This is a genomic window from Marinobacter sp. LQ44, from assembly GCF_001447155.2.
In the GTDB taxonomy this organism is placed as follows: Bacteria; Pseudomonadota; Gammaproteobacteria; order Pseudomonadales; family Oleiphilaceae; genus Marinobacter.
The window spans coordinates 953,364-973,592 of sequence record NZ_CP014754.1 but is presented as its reverse complement, the minus strand read 5'-3'; the positions used below and the strand labels follow the sequence as shown (position 1 = coordinate 973,592).

Sequence of the window (20,229 nt, the reverse complement as noted above, 5' to 3'; positions counted from 1 at the left end):
ACCACCAAATGTCTCGGGGTCTGACCCCAAAAATATAAGAAGAAGGATGATTGTCATGATACAGAGACTGAGAACGTCAGGTTTTGCGGTGCTGGGGATCAGTGCAGTGCTGCTGTTGTCCGGTTGTTTTGGTGGGTCATCGGGCACTGACCGGGCCGATGCCAACCGGCCGGGTCAGGAGGGGGAGCAGCCGCCGAGGTTTAGCGAAGGCCGGGTATTCAGGGTGGAGCCCGGCGAACAGGCCACTGAAGAGATGGTCGCGGCGATGATCCAGCTGCGACCCGGCGATAGCCTGGAGTTTGGTTGTGGCTATTTTGACCTGTACCACGGCCTGCTGATTCAGGCCACGGAAGACGTGGAGATTCGCGGCTGCGGCAAGGATGACACCGTGCTGAACTTCCGCAACAGCGATAACGTCACTGGTCTGGAAGCGTTGAACGTACGGGGCATTACCGTCAAGGATCTCACCATCCTGGATTCCCCGGGCGATGCCTTCAAGCTGAAGGGCGTCAAATGGGGCACTCTGTTGAACGTCCGCGCTATCTGGTCCGGTGGCGGTGAACCCATCACCAGGGATAACGTCGCCAGCCGGCTGCACGTGGAATGTACCAGCCCGCCATTCAACGAGGGCGACCCGACGCCGGATTACGTACCCAGTGCCTCCAGCGGCCGTTACGGTATCTACCCCGTGGAGTCGGAAAACATTCTGGTGGATAACTCCGAATCCATCGGCGCCTCGGATGCCGGTATCTATGTTGGCCAGACCAATAACGCCATCATCCGCAACAGCCGCGCCGCCTATAACGTCATGGGTTTCGAGATTGAAAACGTGCAGGGCGGGGAATACGACAGCAACCTGGCGGAATGCAACACCGGCGGCTTCCTGATCTACGATCTGGAAAATATCACCCAGTACGGCGACACCTCGGTGATGCTCAATAATATCTCCCGTAACAACAACACCTACAACTTTGCCCCCAGCGGCATTGTGTCTGCCGTGCCCCGGGGTACCGGGTTCATCACTCTGGGTTACGACAACATCGAGATATACAACAACGTCTTCGAAGACAACAGCACCGCAGCCATCATCTACACCAGCTACGAGCTGATCGACGGCAAGGGCAAAACGTCCGACAAAAAGCTGGACCCTTACACCGAAGGCCTGCATATCCACAACAACGTGATGAAGAACTCCGGCTACGACCTGCCACCGCCCAACCTGGAAAAGGTGCTGGTGGATGGCGAGGTGGAAACCGTGCTGCCGACACTGATTGGCATCAAGAACCTCAATCGGCCGGGTAAAGGCGCCCACATTGTCTGGGATGGCCTGCTGGATGACCTGAACGCAGATTGCCCCTACCCGGTGGATGCCAATGGCCAGCCAGTGCCGAAAAAAGCCAACGGCAAGCCCATTCATACCAACGAGCACCCGAACCCCGAGTGTCTGTACAACGCCTATAAGTTTGATAATCAGGGCAACCGAAAACTGCCGGAATGGGGCGCCTGTATTCATAGCAACGAGATGTCCAGCGACAGCCTGGCCTACATGAACTTCCATGGCACCCGTGGCCTTGAGCTGTTGTTTGCGGCAATGGATCCGAACCCATCCCTGCTTTCCTGGCAGAGCCTGAGCGACATCCTCACCGGCCCGACTGAATTCTTTGCCGATTCGGATATGAGCGAACACGACTGCCAGGCCCGCTTTGGCCGCACCCTGGCCAGCCTGCCCCGGGTGACCATTCCGCCGTTTGAGCGCAGCGGAGGCATCGATCCGGCACCTTCTGAAGAATTCATCAATCAGCTGTGTGAAGCGCCGGTGGCCAGCGGCCAGATCAACCGCGATGCCCTGGCCGTGGATTGCCCCACACTGGACCAGTACAACCTGTTTGCAGGCGCGCAGGATCCCCGCAGCATGCCCCACGAAGGCGGCGTACCCTTTGTACTGAACTCCAAGCTGTTCTCAGACTACGCCACCAAGTACCGGGTTGCATTCATCCCACCCGGCACCAAAGCGTTGTATGTGGATGGCCAGAACGGCGGTAACCTCAACGGCACCATTCACTTCCCAACTGGCACTGTGATCGCCAAAACGTTCGCCTTTACGGACGAAAGCAAGGGTGCCGAGGAATTGGTGGAAACTCGCCTGCTGATCAAGCGCACCTCCCAGAGTGGCAAAGCCGTCTGGAGTGGACCCACCTACAGCTGGAGCACCGACGTCAATGGCCAGAAAGTAGCGAAGCTGGTCCCCGGTGGCGAAACCCGCAGCGTGAGCTGGCACTATCAAGACCAGCACACCGGCAAACTGCTGGCTGGCTCCACCGACAGCTACGCCATTCCCAACCAGAATCAGTGCATCACTTGCCATTCCAACGACGACCTGGAAGCGGGCGCAGCGCCCATCGGCCCCAAACCCCGTAACCTGAACCGGGCTTACCGGCCGGAATCGGAATTCATGGGCACCGCAGGGCAGGGCGGCTTCCCCCGGGTGAACCAGTTGCAGTACTGGAAGGACCAGGGCTTGCTGGCGAACGCACCGGCGCTACAGATTGATGGCCGTGGCGTGGCTACCAACATCGAACGCCTGCCCCATTGGAACATACCGGGCGACAGCGGCGCGGCCAGTGGTTCAGATGAAGATGTGGAAGCGCGCCTGCGGGCCTACCTGGAAGTGAACTGCCAGCATTGCCACAACGACAAAGGCGCGGCCTCCAATACCGGCTATTACCTGGACCACTACCGCAAGATCGACGCCGGCTATGGCATCTGCAAGAAACCCACCGCCACCGGCGGCGGCTCCTGCGGCCGGCAACATGTCGTCGTGCCAGGTGATCCAGGGCGCTCCATTGTCTCCTGCCGAGTGGAAGACGCCAGCGACCCCCAACGCAAAATGCCGCCCATCGCCAAGAGCGTCAGCCACACCGAGGCCGTCGAACTGTTGAACTACTGGATTGGCCAGGTCGTCGATTCCGGCTACGACAACGCCGAAGCCTGCGGCGGCTCCGGCATCTTCCAGTCCATCACCCCCTGAAATTGGGGTCAGACCCCCGGACATTTCGCACCCTCAAATGTCCTGGGGTCTGACCCCAACTTTTATTTGAAGCGGACGACCAGCTCGTGCAGATCTTTGGCGATGTCGCCCATCTCGCGCACGCTTTGGGTGGATTCCTCGCCCTTGACCAGGTTCTGTTCCGCCATATTGGAGATGCGTTCCACCTGTTCGTTGATCTGATCAGACACCTGAGCCTGCTCTTCAACGGCGGTGGCCATCTGCAGAGCCATTTCAGCGATCGTGACCACATACTCGGCAATGTCTGACAGGCTCGCCTGGGCTTCGAGCATCTTTTCCAAACCGTTATCAGCGGCGGTTACGCCGGTTTCAGCGACCTGCACCGATTGCTCGGATTTGCCAATGAGTTCGGACACCACACCATGAATCTCCTTGGTCGATTCCCGGGTTCTTCGAGCCAGGTTGCGAACTTCGTCTGCCACCACCGCAAAGCCCCGGCCATGCTCGCCGGCCCGTGCGGCTTCAATGGCGGCATTCAGGGCAAGCAGGTTGGTTTGCTCGGCGATGTCCTCAATCATTTTCGCGGCAGAGGCAATCCGGTGTGTTTGCTGGGCCAGATCGTTCACCGATTGGCCGATGTGGTGTACGGTCTGTTTCAAGTCCTCAATGGCGGCCCGGGTAGAGTTGATCGTGGCAACCCCCTGATCAGAGGCCTGGCGCGCGTTGTCCGCCTTATCGGCCGTCAGCTGCACGTTCTGTGAAACCTCACCGATGGTCACCGACATTTCATGGATGGCGGCCGCCACTTGTTCGGTTTCCTGCTGCTGTTTCTGCATGGTCTGCTGAGTGTCGTAGGCAATCTCGAGATCCCTCGTGGTGTGCGACCTCATCGCCGAAGATGAATCCTCAAGCCGGGTTAGCACTGCGTCCAGGTGCGCCTTCTGTGCCATCACGGCGACTTTTAGCCTGCCCAGACTCAGCCCGTCATCGGTATAACTCCGGGCTGCGAGATCACTGGTAAAGGTGCGGCCCATCTGATCCATCACAGAGTGAATAAGCTTCGAGCGCGACCCGGAGGCTGATACGTGCCGGCCCACAAATGCCAACGCCAGCAGTCCCGCTGCCCCGTCAACCTGTCCGATGCCATACAGCAGTGCAGCTGCCGCAACGGCCAGCACGACAAGAACATGAGGGATAGACGGTACGAGTGAAAGAAGCCTGCTTCGATGCTTACCCGCCCGAATGCCGGCATACAGTTTTTCGGCCCGCGCCACGTCTTCCCGGGCAGGACAGGAGCGGACGGACTCATACCCGATGATCTCGCCATTCTCCGTCACCGGTGTCACATAGGCGCTCACCCAGTAAAAATCACCGTTCTTGCACCGGTTCTTCACCAGCCCCATCCAGGGTTTGCCGCCTTTCAGACACCCCCACATTTCTGCATAGGCCTCGGGCGGCATATCCGGGTGGCGAACAATATTGTGGGGCTGGCCAATCAACTCTTCACGGTTGAAGCCACTGACGTCGACAAATGCCTTGTTGCAATGCCGGATCTTGCCTTTCAGGTCGGTAGAAGAAATCAACTTTTGGCTGGGCGAGAAAGTACGTTCATTGTTGGTGACGGGCAGGTTTTTTCTCATAAGCACTCCGTGAAGCGTACTCAAGTTATTAGATAATTCCCCAGTAACGATAACGGCACTGCTTAAGTCTTCCGCACGGTTTAATTGTAGGAAATTGTGCAGCGACCGTAATAGACGGAGATCAATTAGTGTGATCAAAAAATAAACAACGGGGTCAGACCCCCGGACATTTGACGGTTCCAAATGTCCGGGGGTCTGACCCCAAAGGTGGGATTAGAAGTTGAAGAGGTTGCCGAACAGGCCTGCGAGGCTTTCGGGCAGCTCGGCCAGATTGGCTGGGTCTAGCAGATTCTGCAGTCGTTCGATGAACTCATCCGCCAGTCCGAATTCTCCGCCATCCGGGAAGCCACCAGCATCCAACAGGCTAATCAGTTCGCCAATCAGAGGCAGGTCTTCGGGGTTGGGCATGCCGCCGCTTCCGCCATCTTCCGGGGCCAGCGCCAGCAGGGTGTCGAACAGGGCGCCGCCCAGATTCAGAACACCGTTGGGGCCAACGAAGGTTTCGAAACCGTCCAGAACGGAGATAGAGGCCAGGCCGCCGAGGTCAACGCGCACCAGGGAGCCCTGCAGCAGACCAACATCGGCCAGCGCCTTGGCGTCCTGCTGGTTGGTCAGCTCACCCAGTACCGGAATCTGTGCAACGGCATCCAGCACGGTGAGCAGGCCATCTTCGAGGGGAGAGGGCAGTGGCAAGCCATTGTCATCCACCAGGCGAAGCTGCAGCAAGCCGCGGTCGTTTTCCTCGAACAGGTCAGCAAGCTCGGGCGGAACGGCGCTCAGGTCGCCGGAGGACAAGCCCTCGACCAGCCCCAGCAGCAAGTCAGGAACCTGCTCCGGGTTGCCGCCAGTGAAGGCATCCGCCAGGGCGGTGATCTGGCTTTGGCCCAGGCCAAGATCCAATGCCAGGGTGCAGTTTACGCCTGGCTCTGCGTTGTTGACGGATTTCGGATCACAAACCGCTACCACGCCAGTCAGGAAGTTCAGGAACTCTACGCCATCCACGTTTGTGGTCGACATGCCACCAATTTGCGTGCTCCCATTCAAGATATCGGCAAGGCCATCAATCAGGGGCAGTTTCAGGATCAGTGCGTTATCCAGACTGTTAAGGCCATCCTCCGAATCGCCGAACGCCAGTGGGTCCAGTAAGGTACCGCCGAGTTCATTAAGGGCCTCACCCAGCAAAGGAATCTGGTTGATTACGCCTCCATTCAGCGCCAGTACCAGTCCGCCGGTGCGGAAGACCACTGGGTCCGACGGCTCCAGACTGTTCCCTGCAAGGTCAGTCACACCCTCGTTGGCAACAACCCTGTAGTAAGTCTGGCCCTTGAGCGACTGATCAGGTGTGAACTCAACGGAGTTACCAACCACACCTATGGCGCCGGAAACCACACCCACGACATTGCCATTGTCGTCCAGCTCCTGAACGGTGAAGGAGTCTGAATCGACAGTAGTCGGGTCAACCGGCTCACTGAACTCCATGAAAATGCGAGTATCAGGCGAAGCCATGGTTTCGCCATTCTGTGGGCTGGAAGCCGCCATGGTCGGGCCGGTGGTGTCTTCTTGAGTGACGTCGCCAGTGGTAAAGCTGGCGGCATTCCTGGTGCCCAGGGTTTTGGCGGTGTCGTTATCCGGACAATCGGCTTGCAGGCCAGACAACGCCTCAATGGTGTGTTCAGTATTAGCGCTCAGGTTGCCCTGTGGGTTAAGCACTACAGACTTGCCCATCACCCGGGGGCTGCCCTCTTCCAGCGCCACCTGATTGACGCCATTCAGCAAGCGAACGTGGGCCGCCACGCTGGCTGGGTCAACATTGGCGTTAAAGGTGATTCGCACGTTGCTGTTCAGCGCCACATCGCTGGCGCCATCTGCCGGTACGAATTCCGTCACGGCAAAGGTGGTGCTGGAGGATGCGCAGAACTGCGCCTGCTCAGTCTGGTCCCGCGTCGGGTCCTGCGGTACGGAGACTCTCGGGTCACCCGGGCCTTCACCACTGCCACCGCAGCCCGCCAGGGCCAGAGATGAGGCAATACCCAGTGCTGTCAAAGTGCGTTTTGTAATCGTCATGATCGCGTCCTCTGCTTACTTCTTCATGATTTCGGTGTGCTCGCCGGAGACAACGGCCTCCACTCGGCGGTTCTGTGCACGACCTTCCGGTGTGTCGTTCGAAGCAACCGGTTGGGATTCGCCCATACCCGATGTGGTAATCCGGTTGCGCATAATGCCGAATTCGTTGATCAGCACCTTCATCACAGCATCGGCACGGCTCTTGGACAGCCGCTGGTTGTAGCTGGCGGAACCGGTGCTGTCGGTGTGGCCTTCCAGCAGGATTGTGGAGGTGGGGTATTGCTTCATCACCTTGGCCAGCTTTTCGATGTCTGGGTAGAAGGCTTCGCGCACTTCGGTTTTGTCCAGCTCGAACTCAACATAGAGGGTCTCCCGAATTTCACGGGTCAGCTCTTTCGGGCAGCCGTCGGCATCCACCAGGGCGCCTTGCGGGGTGTTGGGGCACTTGTCCAGTTCGTCGATTACGCCGTCGCCGTCAGAGTCTTTGGGCGGAGCAATCACTGGCTCGCGCCGGGGCGCAATCTCAGCGCTGGGTGCTGCAGGGAACTTACGGTTGAACAGGTAGTGAATGCCGGCAAAGTACTGGCCGTCCACGTAGCCGTCTTCCAGCTCGGTGCGGGCACGCACGCCAGCCTCGAACATGAAGCGGGGCGCCAGCATGCGCTGAAGGCCACCCTCCAGATAGAGGCTGTCTTCGTTCTTGCTGCCACCACCGTCAATATCCAGGTTGGTGTTGCTGTACCCGCCGCCGGCAAAAGGTCGCCAGCCACCCAGGCGGAACTTCCCGGGATGCATCCGGCCGCCCAGTGAAAAACGCCATAGCTCCAAATCTACTTTGTTTACGCGGGTTTCCGGCTCGGCATAGCTGGCCTGGCCGAACAGGCTGAAATTGGGATTGAACTGGTGGGTAACGTTAAGGCCGCCCTCCCAGTAATTGGCCAGGTTATCGTCTACTGCGGATTTATTGCGGGAGTTGCCGGAGTCAACATAGCTGCCCTCCACGCCCACAGTGGTGTAACTGATCGGAAAGTTCTCAGAAGCTGCGGCCAAGCCGGGAGCAAGGGCTGCGCCAAACAGTGCTGCCAGAGCCAGAATGCGTCGTTGCATGGATTATCTCCTTGTGATCTCAATCCAAAATCAGTATAAGTTGTATTATGCGATACGCAAACAAAAGATTACACAATTTCACGTTAATTGACATTCTGGCGCGTGCGATTTGCCTCGCGCAGGGGTAGGGGGCGGCTTAATGGCCTCTAAAGCATCGTTGCAGCAGGGAAGGGGTCAGGCGTTTTCGGGCAGGGCGAAGCGAAGCGTTGTCTGCGGTGGGATTACGGTAATCTGGTCGTCCAGAATGGCGTCCAGGTTATAAATGGTGACGAACTTGGCGGTACCGAAACGGGTAACGGCGTCATAGGCAATGGCTGTTAACTCCCGGTACGGGTCCAGCTCCACCAGTTTATCGAGTAGGTCCATCCGGTTGGAGGGCTTGCGAGGGAAATCCTCCCGCGGAGCGCATTCTGCGTCCAGCCACTGGTTCCACAACCGGTTAACGTCGTCCAGCACTTCCCGGTTGGCCCGCAGGGGTAAGTTGAGGAAGCGGCAAGAGTTGAAGGTGGACAGCTTCTGTTTATTGCTGTCCCAATCGCCGATATCCACCTTAATGTCGGCAAAGCAGACGCCGAGGCCTGTCGATGCGCTTTCGCGAACGGCAGCGCCGATCAGGCTGCCAGGGCCCTTGTTGCCATAGAGGAGGGTAATGCCTTTACGGGGGAGCTGAAAATCCGACCCCTGAAAATAGTCGGGTTGGCAGATCGTGTATTCTGCAGGTTGCTGTTCGCCCTCGTAGAAGAAGAACGTTTTGGTACCAATGGCAGACACGGTGGCTTTACACTCCGGAAATCAGGTTGATAGCAGTCTGGTTGCCGGCGGCGAGGGCGGGAGATGCCCGCTATCGGGAACCATCGCTCAATACGCTGTCGCGACCCCAGACTGTTCAGCTTCGTATGGTAACATTGAAAATTATTATACAAAAATGAAAGCATGCCGTTTGTGATTCAGTGTGGATATTATCAATGTGTATGAAAGGATAAATACAAAGCATGGCAAGAAGCGAACTCACTCACCCGTCAAAACCGATCAACGGCCAATCCCTGATGAGCCTCAAAGCGGTGCTGGAGAGCTACCTTGGGGGCGGCGAAGTCCGTGACCTTGATCTGGCCATGCTGATGAACGTGCCGTTGAACAGGTTGAGCCAGCTTAAACGAGCGAAAAGCTCTATCGAAACGGTCGGGCGCGACGTAACGCCCGATGAAACCCTGGGCCTTGCCGATGACGACGAAACGGTGGCCGAGCTTCCCGGATTACGGCCAAGCCAGGCCATTTTGGTGCGATTGCTGCTGAAACACCCGGAGTGGGTGCCCATTCCGTTGCGTCCCTCCCACCCGGAAGTGTTTTCCCTGTTGCAGCCGTTCATGCCAGGGGCGGATGGCCGAACACCCAACAAAGCAGGCTTTGCGCCCTTGTTTGGCCGTTCGTATATTTCTTCCTACAAGCTGCTGTCAGAGAGCGCTGACGGCTCGCAGGGGGCCGGTTTGCCCATTATTCGCCTGCAGCGACTGGTGGTGGCAAAGTATGCCGGTGCATTCGCAGACGCGCTCGCATCCTTGGCCAGCAAAACCCCTGAAGTGCCCCCGGATGTCCTTGCCACCGCCAGGAATCTGAGCGGCTGGGCCCTGCTCCGCGAGCGGGATTCACTAACGGACTGGATGAATGACGAACTGCTGCTGAACTTCGAAAACGACGTGAATCAGCGCTTTCAGGCTTGGTTCAATGATCATTACCTTGGCATTCTGAAAGACGAGGCAGCCTCACGGGATACCAGTCCGGGGCAGGCCATCGAGAAAGGTAAATGGACCAATACCGAAGAGGTGTCTGATACGAAACTGGCCTCCTACAGCCGCGCTCAGCGCCCGATTCTGGGCCGCAGTGACAGCCCTTTCTCACTGTTCCGGGAAAGCTTTGGCCTCACCAGTGCCGAGGCATACTGGGTATTTGGTATTCAGGTAAAAGCCTTCTATCGGTTTCGCCAACGGGCGAATCAGCGTATCGATGCTCCCACGGCCATTCTCCTGCGTTACCTGTTCCGCTACCCGGACGATATCGACCTGTTCATGCCGGTACCGGCCTCTGGCCGAGACATCTTCGATGCCATCCAGCAGGAAGATCCGGGCTTCAAGCTGAGCCAGCTGGCGCCCTTATTCGGGGCATCCCGGGTTATGAGCTATGAATTTGCGGAGCCAGAGGCCGCTTGCCCATTCTTCGCCCGCCGCCTTGCCACGGTTTTCTGGCAGCAGAAACAGAAAGCGGAACCAATCTACCGGGCCCTGCGTGAGTGTGTAGAAGAGGAAGTTATCGCCCGTGGTTTGGACCTCGGGCAGTTCTGGCGGGATGGTCGTTGGCACAAATAGCCTCGAAACTTGGCATTTCGGGCAAATAACTTTACAAACCTTTTCAGTTATAAAGGTGTCAAGTGCGAATAATGCAGTTATTATGAAAGTGTGTTCATGGAATGAAGGATCGGATGCGCCCAGTTATTCTGTACGCATAAAACAAGAACTGGATTCATTCGTGCGAAGAATAATGATTATTCTGTTATATAAAGAGGTCTTACCATGAATAAATACAATATTAGAAACGCACTCTCCAAATCATTCGCAGGCTCCCAACAGAAGGGCGCCTCATCCCTCGAATACCTGATGCTTGGGGCGGTCATCGTGATTATTTTGGGCGTGGTCATTGCCACCGCCGGTGACGAAGGTGGCATTGGCAGCAAGATCGTGGATACCTTCAATTCACTGCTTGGTAACGCTCAGGATCAAGTAGACACCAACTGATCAAGGCTTGTTTTTGTTTTACAGGTATTGATTTGCACGGGTGCCTTATGATCATAAAAAAAGAAAAAGGCGTTATTGCTCTGGAGTTTCTGCTGGTCTTCCCGATGATTCTTGCAATCATCTATGGGGCGGCGGGATACGGGGTGCTCTTCTATAACAAGTACCAGATGCAGGTAGCCGTCGATCGCGCCGCATCGGCCGTATTCTCGCTCGACCGGCGGGAGCACAGCACCTTTGCAGACAACGCCGTAGCCTATAGCAGCGAGGTGCTTACAGCGCTCAGTGGCCGGTTGCCGGCGGCCGCCGCAGACCACCTTGCTACCCGCGAATGTGGTGTCGTTAATCACGGTGGTGTGCAGCTGCTGGAATGTGTGTTGGTGGCAGATGCGGGCGATTCTTCCTTTATGCCCCAGGTGCGGTTTGCCGGCATTGGTGCGTTCCCGCCCATGCCGAGCCAGCTCACCGCCCGCTCAGCCATCGCGTTTTGAAGTGAAAAACCTTGCCCCTGCGCGGCAACTCTCATTGCGAACAATAAGGACAGGCTGAATGAGGTCAAAGTTCGTATACGCAGCGCCCTCCCTGGTACTGGCACTGGCCGCCATTGGCCTTGCCCTCTACGGGCTGATGCAATCTCCTGAAATACCCGTAGCCACCCCGTCAGCGGAACAGGCGCCGGCCCAGGCGGTAGAGGAGAAAGAGGCGGCACCGGTTTTCCGCTATCTGGTCGCCATTGAGGACCTGGAAGCCGGCACCGTGCTCGCGCAGGAACAGTTCCAGGAGTTTGAACTGCCGGCGGCCCTGGAAAGCGCTCTCTCCCCCGATCAAGCCCCGTTTGGAACGGCCCTCAACAGACCACTTAAAGCGGGCATGGTGCTGTCGCAATCCAGTATTGATTCGGGCACGCCGCTGCAATCGTCCCTGGCCGACGGCGCTCGCGCCATGGCCTTTGAACTGAACTCTCTGTCCAGCATCGGCGGGTTGATCCAGCCGGGCGACCAAGTGGATATCTACGCGACCTTCAAGGGTTCTGGCGGAACCGATACCGGCACCACCCGCCTGATGCGCAATGTCGAGGTGCTGGCAGTGCGCGGTGCCCTGGAGCCCGGCACTGACGCCAGTGATGACGCCCAACGCCGAAACCAGACCATGGTGCTGTCGGTACCGCAGGCAGATGTAGCCCGGCTGGTCCTCGCCGCTTCGGAATCGCGACTGAGTTTTGTTGCCGCCAGGCCAGAGCTGAAAGCCACTGGCGAAGAAGCACCAGATGACATCGCCGGCAAAGCGGCGGAAGAACAGCAAATCAGCCTGCTAACAGACATCCGCCCCAGTGCCAGGCCCAAGCCTGTGCCCGCACAGCAAACCCGGCAAGCCCCGGCCAGAAACCCCGGCCAGGAGGTCAAGATCTATGAAGGTTCCGGCGCAAGGAGTGTCTATGTACGCTAATGCCTCTTCACACCTGAAAGACCTGTGCCGGGCCCTGGCCATCACCCTGGTAGGGCTGTGCTCATTTCCTGCGACCTCGGCAGCGGCAGAGGCCGACCGGGTATCCGTGGCCCCGGGCGAGCAACACGTGCTGACCTTTATGAAACCGCTGGAAAAGCTCTCAGTGTCCAATCCGGATGTGGTGTCGGTCACCGCCACCGGCAAACAGGAAGTGCTGGTGACAGCAGAAGCCCAGGGTTCCGCCATTGTCCGCGCCTGGCTGAAAGGCGAAACCAGCCCGCGCCAGACCAATTTTCAGGTGTCTGACCTTCTGGGGGCCAAAAACCCGTTGCCCATGCAGGTGCAAACCGACATTCGCGTGGTGGAAGTGAACCGCTCCGAGCTCAATACACTGGGCGTTTATTATTCGCGACTGTTCAACGGTGGCAACAACAGCGTCACCATTGCCCCACCGGGCAGCGGTGCCACCCGGGGCTTCCCCGGCGCTTCAGCAGCCGGTGTTCCGGGCGTGGGCGCCGAAGGCTTCAACCTGTTCAGCTTTGGTTCAAGCTCCCTCAGCATCATCAACGCCCTGGAATCCGGCGGTTTTGCCTACACCCTGGCGGAGCCCTCGCTGGTCAGCCTCAGTGGCCAGACCGCCACTTTCCTCTCCGGCGGCGAGTTTCCCATCCCCGTGTCCTCCCGGGATGGCGATATCCAGATCGAATTCAAGGAGTTCGGTGTCAGCCTGGCGCTCACACCCACCGTGGTCAGTGAAGACCAGATCATCCTGAAAGTGGCACCGGAAGTCAGTGAGCTGGATTTCTCATCCGGCGTTGCCACCGGCGGTGTTGCCGTGCCCGGTTTGCGCATTCGCCGCACCGAAACCATGGTGTCCATGGCCTCAGGCGAGAGCTTCATCATCAGTGGCCTGGTCAGCCGCTCCACCACCAATACCAGCGACCGCCTGCCGGGCTTGGGCAACATTCCGATTCTTGGCGCGTTCTTCCGGTCAGACCGCATCGCCTCCGAGGACAAGGAGCTGATCATGGTGGTCACCCCCAGGCTGGTCAGCCCGCAGCGAAAGCTGCCGGCGGATGTTCGCAACTTCGGTAAAGAGTATGAGTACAGCAGCACCGGCTGGCTGGACATGGTGATCAACAGTCGCAGTGCAGGCGAGCCGATCGAAAGCGGCCTGAGCTGGTAAGGGAAGGGTACCCATGAGCGAATCCATAATCTGCGTAGCCGATGATGTAGGTGCCCGCGTCTGGCTTGAGCGAGTGCTGGAATCCGAGTGGAACCTGGAATGCCTCAGTTCTACGGATCTGTCTCGGGTCAGTCGTCTGGTTCAGGCAACCGGCGCGCCCGTGGTGCTGGTGGCCATCGATGAGAACGATGCCAACCGCGCCCTGAAGGTGTTTGCCGCCATCCAGAAAGCCTGCCCGAACTCTCAGCTGATTGGGGTTGCCCACCGGCTGTCCCAGGACCTGCTGCTCAGCATCATGCGTGCCGGGGCCCGGGATTGCCTGGTCACAGGAGTGGATGCCGATACCGCCCGCGATCGCGTTCGGCGCATAGCCGATTCCGCCGCCCAGGCGCCAACGGCTACGCCCAGTGCCGGCCGGGGCGATATCACTCTGGTGGTCTCAGCGTCCGGCATTGTAGATACACGCTTCTTCAGCCAGAACTTCGTGGCGGAACTGAACGAATACCAGACTGGCAAAAGCATCCTGGCCATAGACTCCAATTCCGAGGCCAACCGCACCTTCTACTTTGACAACCTCAGCCGCCTGACCCTGGACGAACTGATAAGCCGTGGCGACAGCATCGACCGTTCGCTGGTAGAAACCGCCCTGGAGGAATACCGCGAAGGCCTGCGGCTTTTGTCTGGCAATATCAGCAGCGACCTGCTCAAAGGCGACGCTGCCGCAGACCTGTACATCACCATCAGCCAGCTGGCTACCTTGTTCGATCATATGGTAATCCGTGTTGACCCGGCCCATACAGGGGAGTGGCTCCGGGCCATCGGCGCCAACGTTAACCGCATCATCGTGGTTACCCATCAGGTGGTTGATCAGGTACAGGCGACAGAAACATTGCTGCAGGAGATCAAGGAGTGGGTTGCCCCGGAATGTTCCCGGTGTATTGCAGTCGACGGATACCACAGAAGAGCCAGCCTATCGCTTTCCGACATTGAGAAAACACTCGATCAGAAATGCGACCTAGTGCTGCCGATGGAATGGCGCTTCCGCCTGGACGCCATGAATGCCGGGCTGCCAATGGCCAACATGCTGCACAAGAGCACTTACCACAGGAACATGGGGGGCTTCATACGCACCTGCTGTGCAACAGGGGAAACCCGCCGCAAATTCACCTTTAAACGCGCAGCGGTTTAAGGGGGCGGATTATGGCAACCCGTATTGACGACGATTACCAGAACCTGAAAAAGAACGTGCATACCCATGTGGTGGAGCGCCTGGACGAAGGGGGCATCGAAGTTGAACGGGTAGACGCCCAGCAGTTGCACCGGTTCATCCAGTCCACGGTGGACCAGTATGTCTCCGTTAACCGCATCCCCCTGGCCATGGCCGACCACACCATGCTGGTGCGGGAAATGGTGGATGAAGTCGTCGGCTTTGGCCCGCTGGAGCCCTTGCTGGCGGATGACCAGGTGAACGACATCCTGATCAACGGCGCCCGCAGCGTATTCGTGGAAATCGCCGGCGTGCTCCAGAAAGTGCAGGTGCGGTTTATCGACGACGACCACGTGTTGCGCATCATTCGCCGCATCCTGGCCCCCCTCGGGCGCCGGCTGGACGAAAGCAGCCCCATGGTGGATGCCCGCCTGCCGGACGGCTCCCGGGTGAATGCCATCATCCCGCCCATCGCGCTGGATGGGCCGTCTATGTCCATCCGTAAATTCTCCAGCAAACACCTGACCGCCAACCAGCTGGTTAACATGGGTTCCATGACCCGGGAGTGCCTGGACCTGCTGGCGGGTATTGTGGAATCCCGGCGCAACCTGCTGGTCAGCGGCGGTACCGGCACCGGTAAAACCACCATCCTGAACCTGCTCAGTGAGTTTATTCCCCAAGACGAGCGCATCGTCACCATCGAAGATTCCGCCGAGCTGCAGCTGAACCACCTGCACATCGTGCGCCTGGAAACTCGCCCAGCCAACACCGAAGGCACCGGCCGGGTCACCGCCCGGGATTTGATTGTCAATGCCCTGCGGATGCGGCCAGACCGGGTAATTGTGGGCGAGGTACGCTCCGGTGAAATCATCGAGCTGTTGCAGGCCATGAACACCGGCCACGAAGGCTCTATGAGCACCATCCACTCCAACTCAGCGAAAGATGCGCTGATTCGTATTGAAACTCTGCTGGCGGTGAACGGCTACGACGCCGGCGAACGGGCCATCGCCCGGTTGATTGGTTCCTCCCTGGATGTGGTGGTTCAGCTCACCCGTCTGCCCAATGGCCGCCGGCTGGTGAGTGAAGTGGTGGCTCTGCGCCCCACCAACGACGACCCCTACCGCATGGAAACCCTGTACCGCTCCAGCGAACTGGACTGGCTGGCGCCGGAAGATACCGGGGTTGCCCCGTGAATACCCAGCTGATCTGGCTGCTGTGCCTGATGGCCGGCGTAGCTGCGGTGCTGGTGATCATGCTGCAGCTCACCCTGAGCCGCCTGCTGGCCGCCGATGACATCAAAAAACGCACGGCCCGGCGCCTGGCTCCGGAAGTAAGAGTGGAGCAAAAGCCATCGGTGATTGACCTCGGGCCACTGCAAAGCGTGCTGCTACGAGCGGGTTTTCGGGTATCCGGTGCCAGAATCCTGCTGCAGGCGATCATTCTACTGGCAACACTGTTAGCCGTATTTATCTTGCAGGGGCTTGTCGAAGTGCTGGTATCCCTGTTTTTTGTGATCACTGCCCTGGTGACCACCTGGCGGGTAAAATTCGAGCGCCAGCGACGGCAGATTTTCGAGGAACTGCCCGGCATTCTCGATGGCATGCTGCGCTCCATTTCCGTTGGTCGCTCCGTGGAACAAAGCATCGTCAACGCCTTCAGCGATGCCTCCCCGGTGTTTGATCCCATGGTGTTCCGGCTTAAAAACGCCGTCAGCCAGGGTAGGGATTACACCCTGGTGCTGGATGCCTTCGCCCGTTTCTACCAGGTTCCTGCATTTACCCAGATCGCCATTGCTCTGAGAACCTCCTCCCGTTTTGGTTCTTCGGTCAAGCCCGTGCTGTTTGAAGTCGCCAAGGCCATTCGTTCCCAGCAGGAGCTGCGCCGGGAGTTCATGGCTGCCACAGCGGAAACCCGGTTCACCGCCATTGTCTTTGCCATCATGCCCCCGGGCCTGGCGGTTTACATGGTGGTGCTGAACGAACAGTTCTCCGAGAAACTGCTGCACTCGGAGGTGGGGCATACCCTGTTAATGGTGTCTGGCGGCCTGCAACTGTTGGGCATAGTGATGATCTGGAACCTGATCAGGGGGGTAGGCCGTGGCTGATCTTGCCCTGATTCTGGCCGCCATGCTGGCGGTATTAGCGGTGATTGCCGGTGTTTACGGGGCACCGCGCTGGGCTCTCAAAGCCCGGGTGAGCGCCCGTTTGCGCCGTGAGCGAATTGCCATGGACACCGGGCAGGCGGAATCCCCCTACAGCGAATTTCTGATGTGGCTGGTAGACAGGAAGCTCTTCGCGTCGGATTTCCGGGAACTGGAACCGGCCCTGGACGCCACCGGCAAAACGCCCCTCCAGGCCCGTCAACATTATCTGTTCTGGTGCTGGTTGGTGCCATTCGGTGTTGCCGCTGCCGCCTTCTGGTGGCTGGAGTTCGTCATGGCCGCCCTGGTACTGCTGGCAGCCTTCTACCTACCCAGGCGCTTTGCCCGCAGTGCCGGTGAAGACGCCGAAAAACTGCAGAACCGCGAAGCCATCGAACTCTGCCACATGACCCGAATGCTGCTGGAGGCCGGCCTGAGCCCAGAGCGCTCCCTGAAGCTGATCTCCCATCAGGCTCGGGATCTCATGCCCCGACTGATTCACCGCATTGACCGGTTCAACCGCGTTATGGAAAGCGGGGCAGACCGCACCGCCGCCCTGGACGAGCTGGGCCGAAACCGAAATCTCACCGTGTTGCGGCATTACGTGGCCCTGATGAAACAGTCCGGCACCCTGGGCTCCAAGGTAGCCGGCGGGCTGGACCAGATAGTGGAAGAAGCCCAGCACGAAGAACGCAGCAAACTGAAAGAAGAAACCAACAAGATTGGCGCCCGAATGACCATCATCATGATGATCTTCATGCTGCCGTCTCTGTTCATGTTAATCGGCGGGCCGGCGGTATTGTCGATACTTGATGCATTCCAGCGATAGCGCATAACCGTGACAACAAAAGGTGAACTCTGACCATGCGGGTAGCAAACACATCAGGCAAATGGCAAGGAATGGCAGCGAAGCTAGGCGTTATAAGCTTGGGCCTGGCGCTGGCGGGTTGTTCCTCCATGGCCGCCACGGGCACAGGCAGCACCGGGACAGCCAAAACGAGCGGTTCGCTGGATAACGGGGTTTACCTGATCAACTGCTCCGAGGTGGCGCAGCCCGAGCACCGGGTAGAGCTGGACGCCATCGACGCCGCCATGGAAGACCGCCAGTACTACGCTGCACTGGCCCGGCTGGAGGGGCTGTCGTTCGACACCCAGGCCCATTGGCTACGCTGGGCTCAGCTACTGGGGCAGGTAGACCAACTGGAGTATTCCGAGGAAGTGTTCCGGGCCATCGTGGACGAATGCAATTCCTACCAGGCTTTGCATGGGCTGGGCGTGGTGCAGGTGAAAAAGGACAACACCCTCGAAGCCATCGAGCTGCTGACCAAGGCCAAAGCCCAGGCACCGGCCAATGCTGACATCCGCAACGACCTCGGCTACGCCCTGATGCGCGCCGGCCGCTATGACCGCGCGGCGTTTGAATTACGCACCGCCTACGAACTGTCGCGGGGCAGGGCATCCACCCGGCAGAACCTGATTGCCGCCTATTACCTGAACGGTGGCGATGCGGCGATCAAGCAGTTGCAGCAGCAGATCGGCCTGACCGAAGAACACATTGCCGCAGGCAAACGTCAGGCCAGCCAATTGGCCGGCCTCTCTTTTGAGCAACAATCGGACTCAACGGTTTCCCGGATTCTGGAAACCCAATCTGAACAGCCTGCCAGGGGCGGTGAGCTGAGCGAGCCGGTGGTTATACAGACCCTGGAGCGACTGAAAGAGTCTTTCCAGCAACCGATACCGCAACGCATAGGTGAGTCTACCCGCGATGAATAAGAGCCGGCAGCAGGGCGTTCTGATTTTTGCAACACCGTTGCTACTGGCATTGGTGTTCATCTTCGTGACCCTGCTGATCGACGGCTCACGACTGCTGATGATGCGGTCCCAAATGCAGTCTATTGTGAACTCCGCTGCCACCGCCGCGGCTGATGAAGCCCAGGCCTGTGGCGGCACAGATGCCACCTGGGCTTCCATGCAGCAACGCGCCCTGCTAGCGGCCGAAGCAGCAGGCTTTGACGGCGAGGCGAGCGATCTGGAAATCCTCCCCGGCGTGCTGCGCCCCGGTGAAACCGCCACCAGCCCCATGCGGTTCGCCAGCCGCAACCCGGGTACGGAAATGGCCCAGACCAACGCCACCCTGGTGCGTTATACCCGCACCGAGCCCGTTTCTTTCCTGCTGCCACAGAAACTGTTCCCGCCCATCACCATTTCCGCCGATGCCGTTGCCCGCAAAGAGGTCTACGCCACCCTGAGTGCCGCCGGCTCAACCGCCACGGTGGAGGATGGTCTGCTGGGGGCATTGATTGGCAGCGTGCTGGGTATGCCCGGTTACAGCTTGGATGCCACCGCCCTCAACAGCCTTGAGAATACCTTGATCGGCCTCGGGGACCTGCTGGCAGCTCTTGGTATCGACGAACTGACCGATCTGGTCGACGAGCCGCTTCTGGATGTGCTGGATGCCGTGGTAACGCTTGCCGGTGGAACGGTTACTCCGGCTGGCCGGGTGATTGATGATCTCACGTCTGCTGTTGGCCTTGGCGGCCTGGACGCGTCTGCAATCTTTGAAGTATTGGCGGAGCCCCCACCTCCGCGGCAGACTACTGTTCCGGTCTACGATTTCGTGATCAGCCTGGTTATGAACAGCGTTCGCGCTTCAAATCAGGCGGGAAATGGTTTGCTGTCACTGGACCTGGATACCTCCGATTCAGCGTTGCTGAACAGCCTTGTTGGTTCCGAAAGCCTGCTGGCTGGTCTGGACGTATCGCTGGGTTTATGGGTGGATGAACCGCCGAAAATTGTCATCGGGCCGGCCCGGCAAGACAGTAACGGACAATGGATGACCCGTGTAGCGGCAGCCGATATTGCCCTGGATGCACGAATTGCAGTGGATCTGAGCTCATCGCTGGTCAACACCGTGACCTACTGGCTCAATCTGATGTCACTGGGTTCGCTGGACGTAAAACTTCTGGGCGGCGGCGACGACGCTATCCAGATCCCGCTCGCCGTGCGCGTTGGCGGTGGCGAAGCGGTGTTCGAGGGTGCGGAGTGCGCCAAGGGTAACAGCAACGCCACCAGCTTTGACTTCCGAATGCAGGGTGGGGTTGCGAACGCCGAATCCGGGGCGATAGACCCGGTAACCCAGCAATTTGTGCCAGAGCCCATCTACGCCCCCATACTGGATGTGGAAGCCAAGTTTCTTGGCCTGGTCACGGTCGTGGATATGGATGTCTGCCTGAGCGCAGAAGCAGATGTGGATATCGGTTCCAGCGCGTCTTATGAAAGCCTGGAAAGCTATAACCTGTATTGCCCGGGAGGTGTGTGTGAAACCGCGGGCTTATCGTCCACTGGCGGTATCAATAACGTAGATGTTGCGGTGAATAACCTCTCATTGCTCAACTGCACCGGTTCTGCGTCCAGTGGCGAACAGGACATTCTTGATGAGCTGAGCGGCGCTCTTCTGACCCCGTTCACCAACGTGCTCTCGACCGTTTCTGAAGGCGTTGTCACCAGCCTGGTCTCTCCACTGCTCTCCGCCCTGGGCGCAGACCTCGGCGGCATGCAACTGCGGGTACTGGGCGCGGAACAAACTGGCTCGCAACTGGTAGAGAATGTAGTCTTTGACGAATAAACCTGTGCAATCAAAGAGCTGTAA

General features: G+C 58.6%; 16 protein-coding genes. 12 read left to right on the top strand and 4 right to left on the bottom strand.

Annotated elements, in window-relative coordinates:
- The first annotated feature begins 55 nt into the window (after positions 1-55).
- Positions 56-3,028, top strand: a complete 2,973-nt coding sequence (locus ASQ50_RS04560) for a parallel beta-helix domain-containing protein (protein ID WP_058089924.1) — start codon at positions 56-58, stop codon at positions 3,026-3,028.
- A gap of 62 nt (positions 3,029-3,090) precedes the next feature.
- Here ASQ50_RS04560 and ASQ50_RS04555 read toward each other — a convergent pair whose 3' ends face one another.
- The 4 genes from ASQ50_RS04555 to ASQ50_RS04540 all read right to left on the bottom strand — a co-directional run bounded on the left by ASQ50_RS04555 (position 3,091) and on the right by ASQ50_RS04540 (position 8,589).
- A complete protein-coding gene (locus tag ASQ50_RS04555) occupies positions 3,091-4,647 on the bottom strand; it encodes a methyl-accepting chemotaxis protein (RefSeq protein ID WP_058089925.1) in 1,557 nt (518 codons plus the stop codon).
- Between the two features lie 213 nt (positions 4,648-4,860).
- Positions 4,861-6,711 (bottom strand): Ig-like domain-containing protein, encoded by a 1,851-nt coding sequence (locus tag ASQ50_RS04550; protein ID WP_058089926.1) that lies wholly within the window; start codon positions 6,709-6,711, stop codon positions 4,861-4,863.
- Positions 6,712-6,726: 15 nt separating this feature from the next.
- Positions 6,727-7,818 (bottom strand): OmpA family protein, encoded by a 1,092-nt coding sequence (locus ASQ50_RS04545; RefSeq protein ID WP_058089927.1) that lies wholly within the window; start codon positions 7,816-7,818, stop codon positions 6,727-6,729.
- Between the two features lie 174 nt (positions 7,819-7,992).
- Entirely contained in the window at positions 7,993-8,589 is a 597-nt protein-coding gene (locus ASQ50_RS04540) for a hypothetical protein (protein ID WP_058089928.1), read from the bottom strand.
- Positions 8,590-8,810: 221 nt separating this feature from the next.
- Here ASQ50_RS04540 and ASQ50_RS04535 point away from each other — a divergent pair, with 221 nt between their 5' ends.
- The 11 genes from ASQ50_RS04535 to ASQ50_RS04485 all read left to right on the top strand — a co-directional run bounded on the left by ASQ50_RS04535 (position 8,811) and on the right by ASQ50_RS04485 (position 20,205).
- Positions 8,811-10,178 carry a hypothetical protein gene (locus tag ASQ50_RS04535; protein ID WP_058089929.1) on the top strand — a complete coding sequence of 456 codons (1,368 nt, stop codon included), beginning with the start codon at positions 8,811-8,813 and terminating at the stop codon, positions 10,176-10,178.
- A 204-nt stretch (positions 10,179-10,382) separates the two neighbouring features.
- Positions 10,383-10,604, top strand: a complete 222-nt coding sequence (locus ASQ50_RS04530; RefSeq protein ID WP_058089930.1) for a hypothetical protein — start codon at positions 10,383-10,385, stop codon at positions 10,602-10,604.
- 47 nt (positions 10,605-10,651) lie between these two features.
- On the top strand, positions 10,652-11,092 hold the full coding sequence (locus ASQ50_RS04525) for a TadE/TadG family type IV pilus assembly protein (protein WP_058089931.1): 441 nt from the start codon (positions 10,652-10,654) through the stop codon (positions 11,090-11,092).
- Positions 11,093-11,150: 58 nt separating this feature from the next.
- Entirely contained in the window at positions 11,151-12,047 is an 897-nt protein-coding gene (gene cpaB / locus ASQ50_RS04520) for a Flp pilus assembly protein CpaB (RefSeq protein ID WP_058089932.1), read from the top strand.
- Positions 12,037-13,233: a type II and III secretion system protein family protein gene (locus ASQ50_RS04515; protein WP_156509974.1), complete on the top strand. Its 1,197-nt coding sequence runs from the start codon at positions 12,037-12,039 to the stop codon at positions 13,231-13,233. Before cpaB ends, ASQ50_RS04515 begins: the two co-directional genes overlap by 11 nt.
- A 13-nt stretch (positions 13,234-13,246) precedes the next feature.
- Complete coding sequence (locus ASQ50_RS04510) at positions 13,247-14,422, top strand: hypothetical protein (RefSeq protein ID WP_058089933.1); 1,176 nt, start codon at positions 13,247-13,249, stop codon at positions 14,420-14,422.
- 11 nt (positions 14,423-14,433) lie between these two features.
- Positions 14,434-15,633: a CpaF family protein gene (locus ASQ50_RS04505; protein ID WP_058089934.1), complete on the top strand. Its 1,200-nt coding sequence runs from the start codon at positions 14,434-14,436 to the stop codon at positions 15,631-15,633.
- A complete protein-coding gene (locus tag ASQ50_RS04500; RefSeq protein WP_058089935.1) occupies positions 15,630-16,544 on the top strand; it encodes a type II secretion system F family protein in 915 nt (304 codons plus the stop codon). The genes ASQ50_RS04505 and ASQ50_RS04500 overlap by 4 nt, the downstream gene beginning before the upstream one ends.
- Entirely contained in the window at positions 16,537-17,409 is an 873-nt protein-coding gene (locus ASQ50_RS04495) for a type II secretion system F family protein (protein ID WP_058089936.1), read from the top strand. The genes ASQ50_RS04500 and ASQ50_RS04495 overlap by 8 nt, the downstream gene beginning before the upstream one ends.
- A 71-nt stretch (positions 17,410-17,480) precedes the next feature.
- Positions 17,481-18,353, top strand: coding sequence for a tetratricopeptide repeat protein (locus ASQ50_RS04490; RefSeq protein WP_082888435.1), 873 nt, complete (start codon positions 17,481-17,483; stop codon positions 18,351-18,353).
- Positions 18,346-20,205, top strand: a complete 1,860-nt coding sequence (locus ASQ50_RS04485) for a pilus assembly protein TadG-related protein (RefSeq protein WP_058089938.1) — start codon at positions 18,346-18,348, stop codon at positions 20,203-20,205. Before ASQ50_RS04490 ends, ASQ50_RS04485 begins: the two co-directional genes overlap by 8 nt.
- Positions 20,206-20,229: the final 24 nt, after the last annotated feature.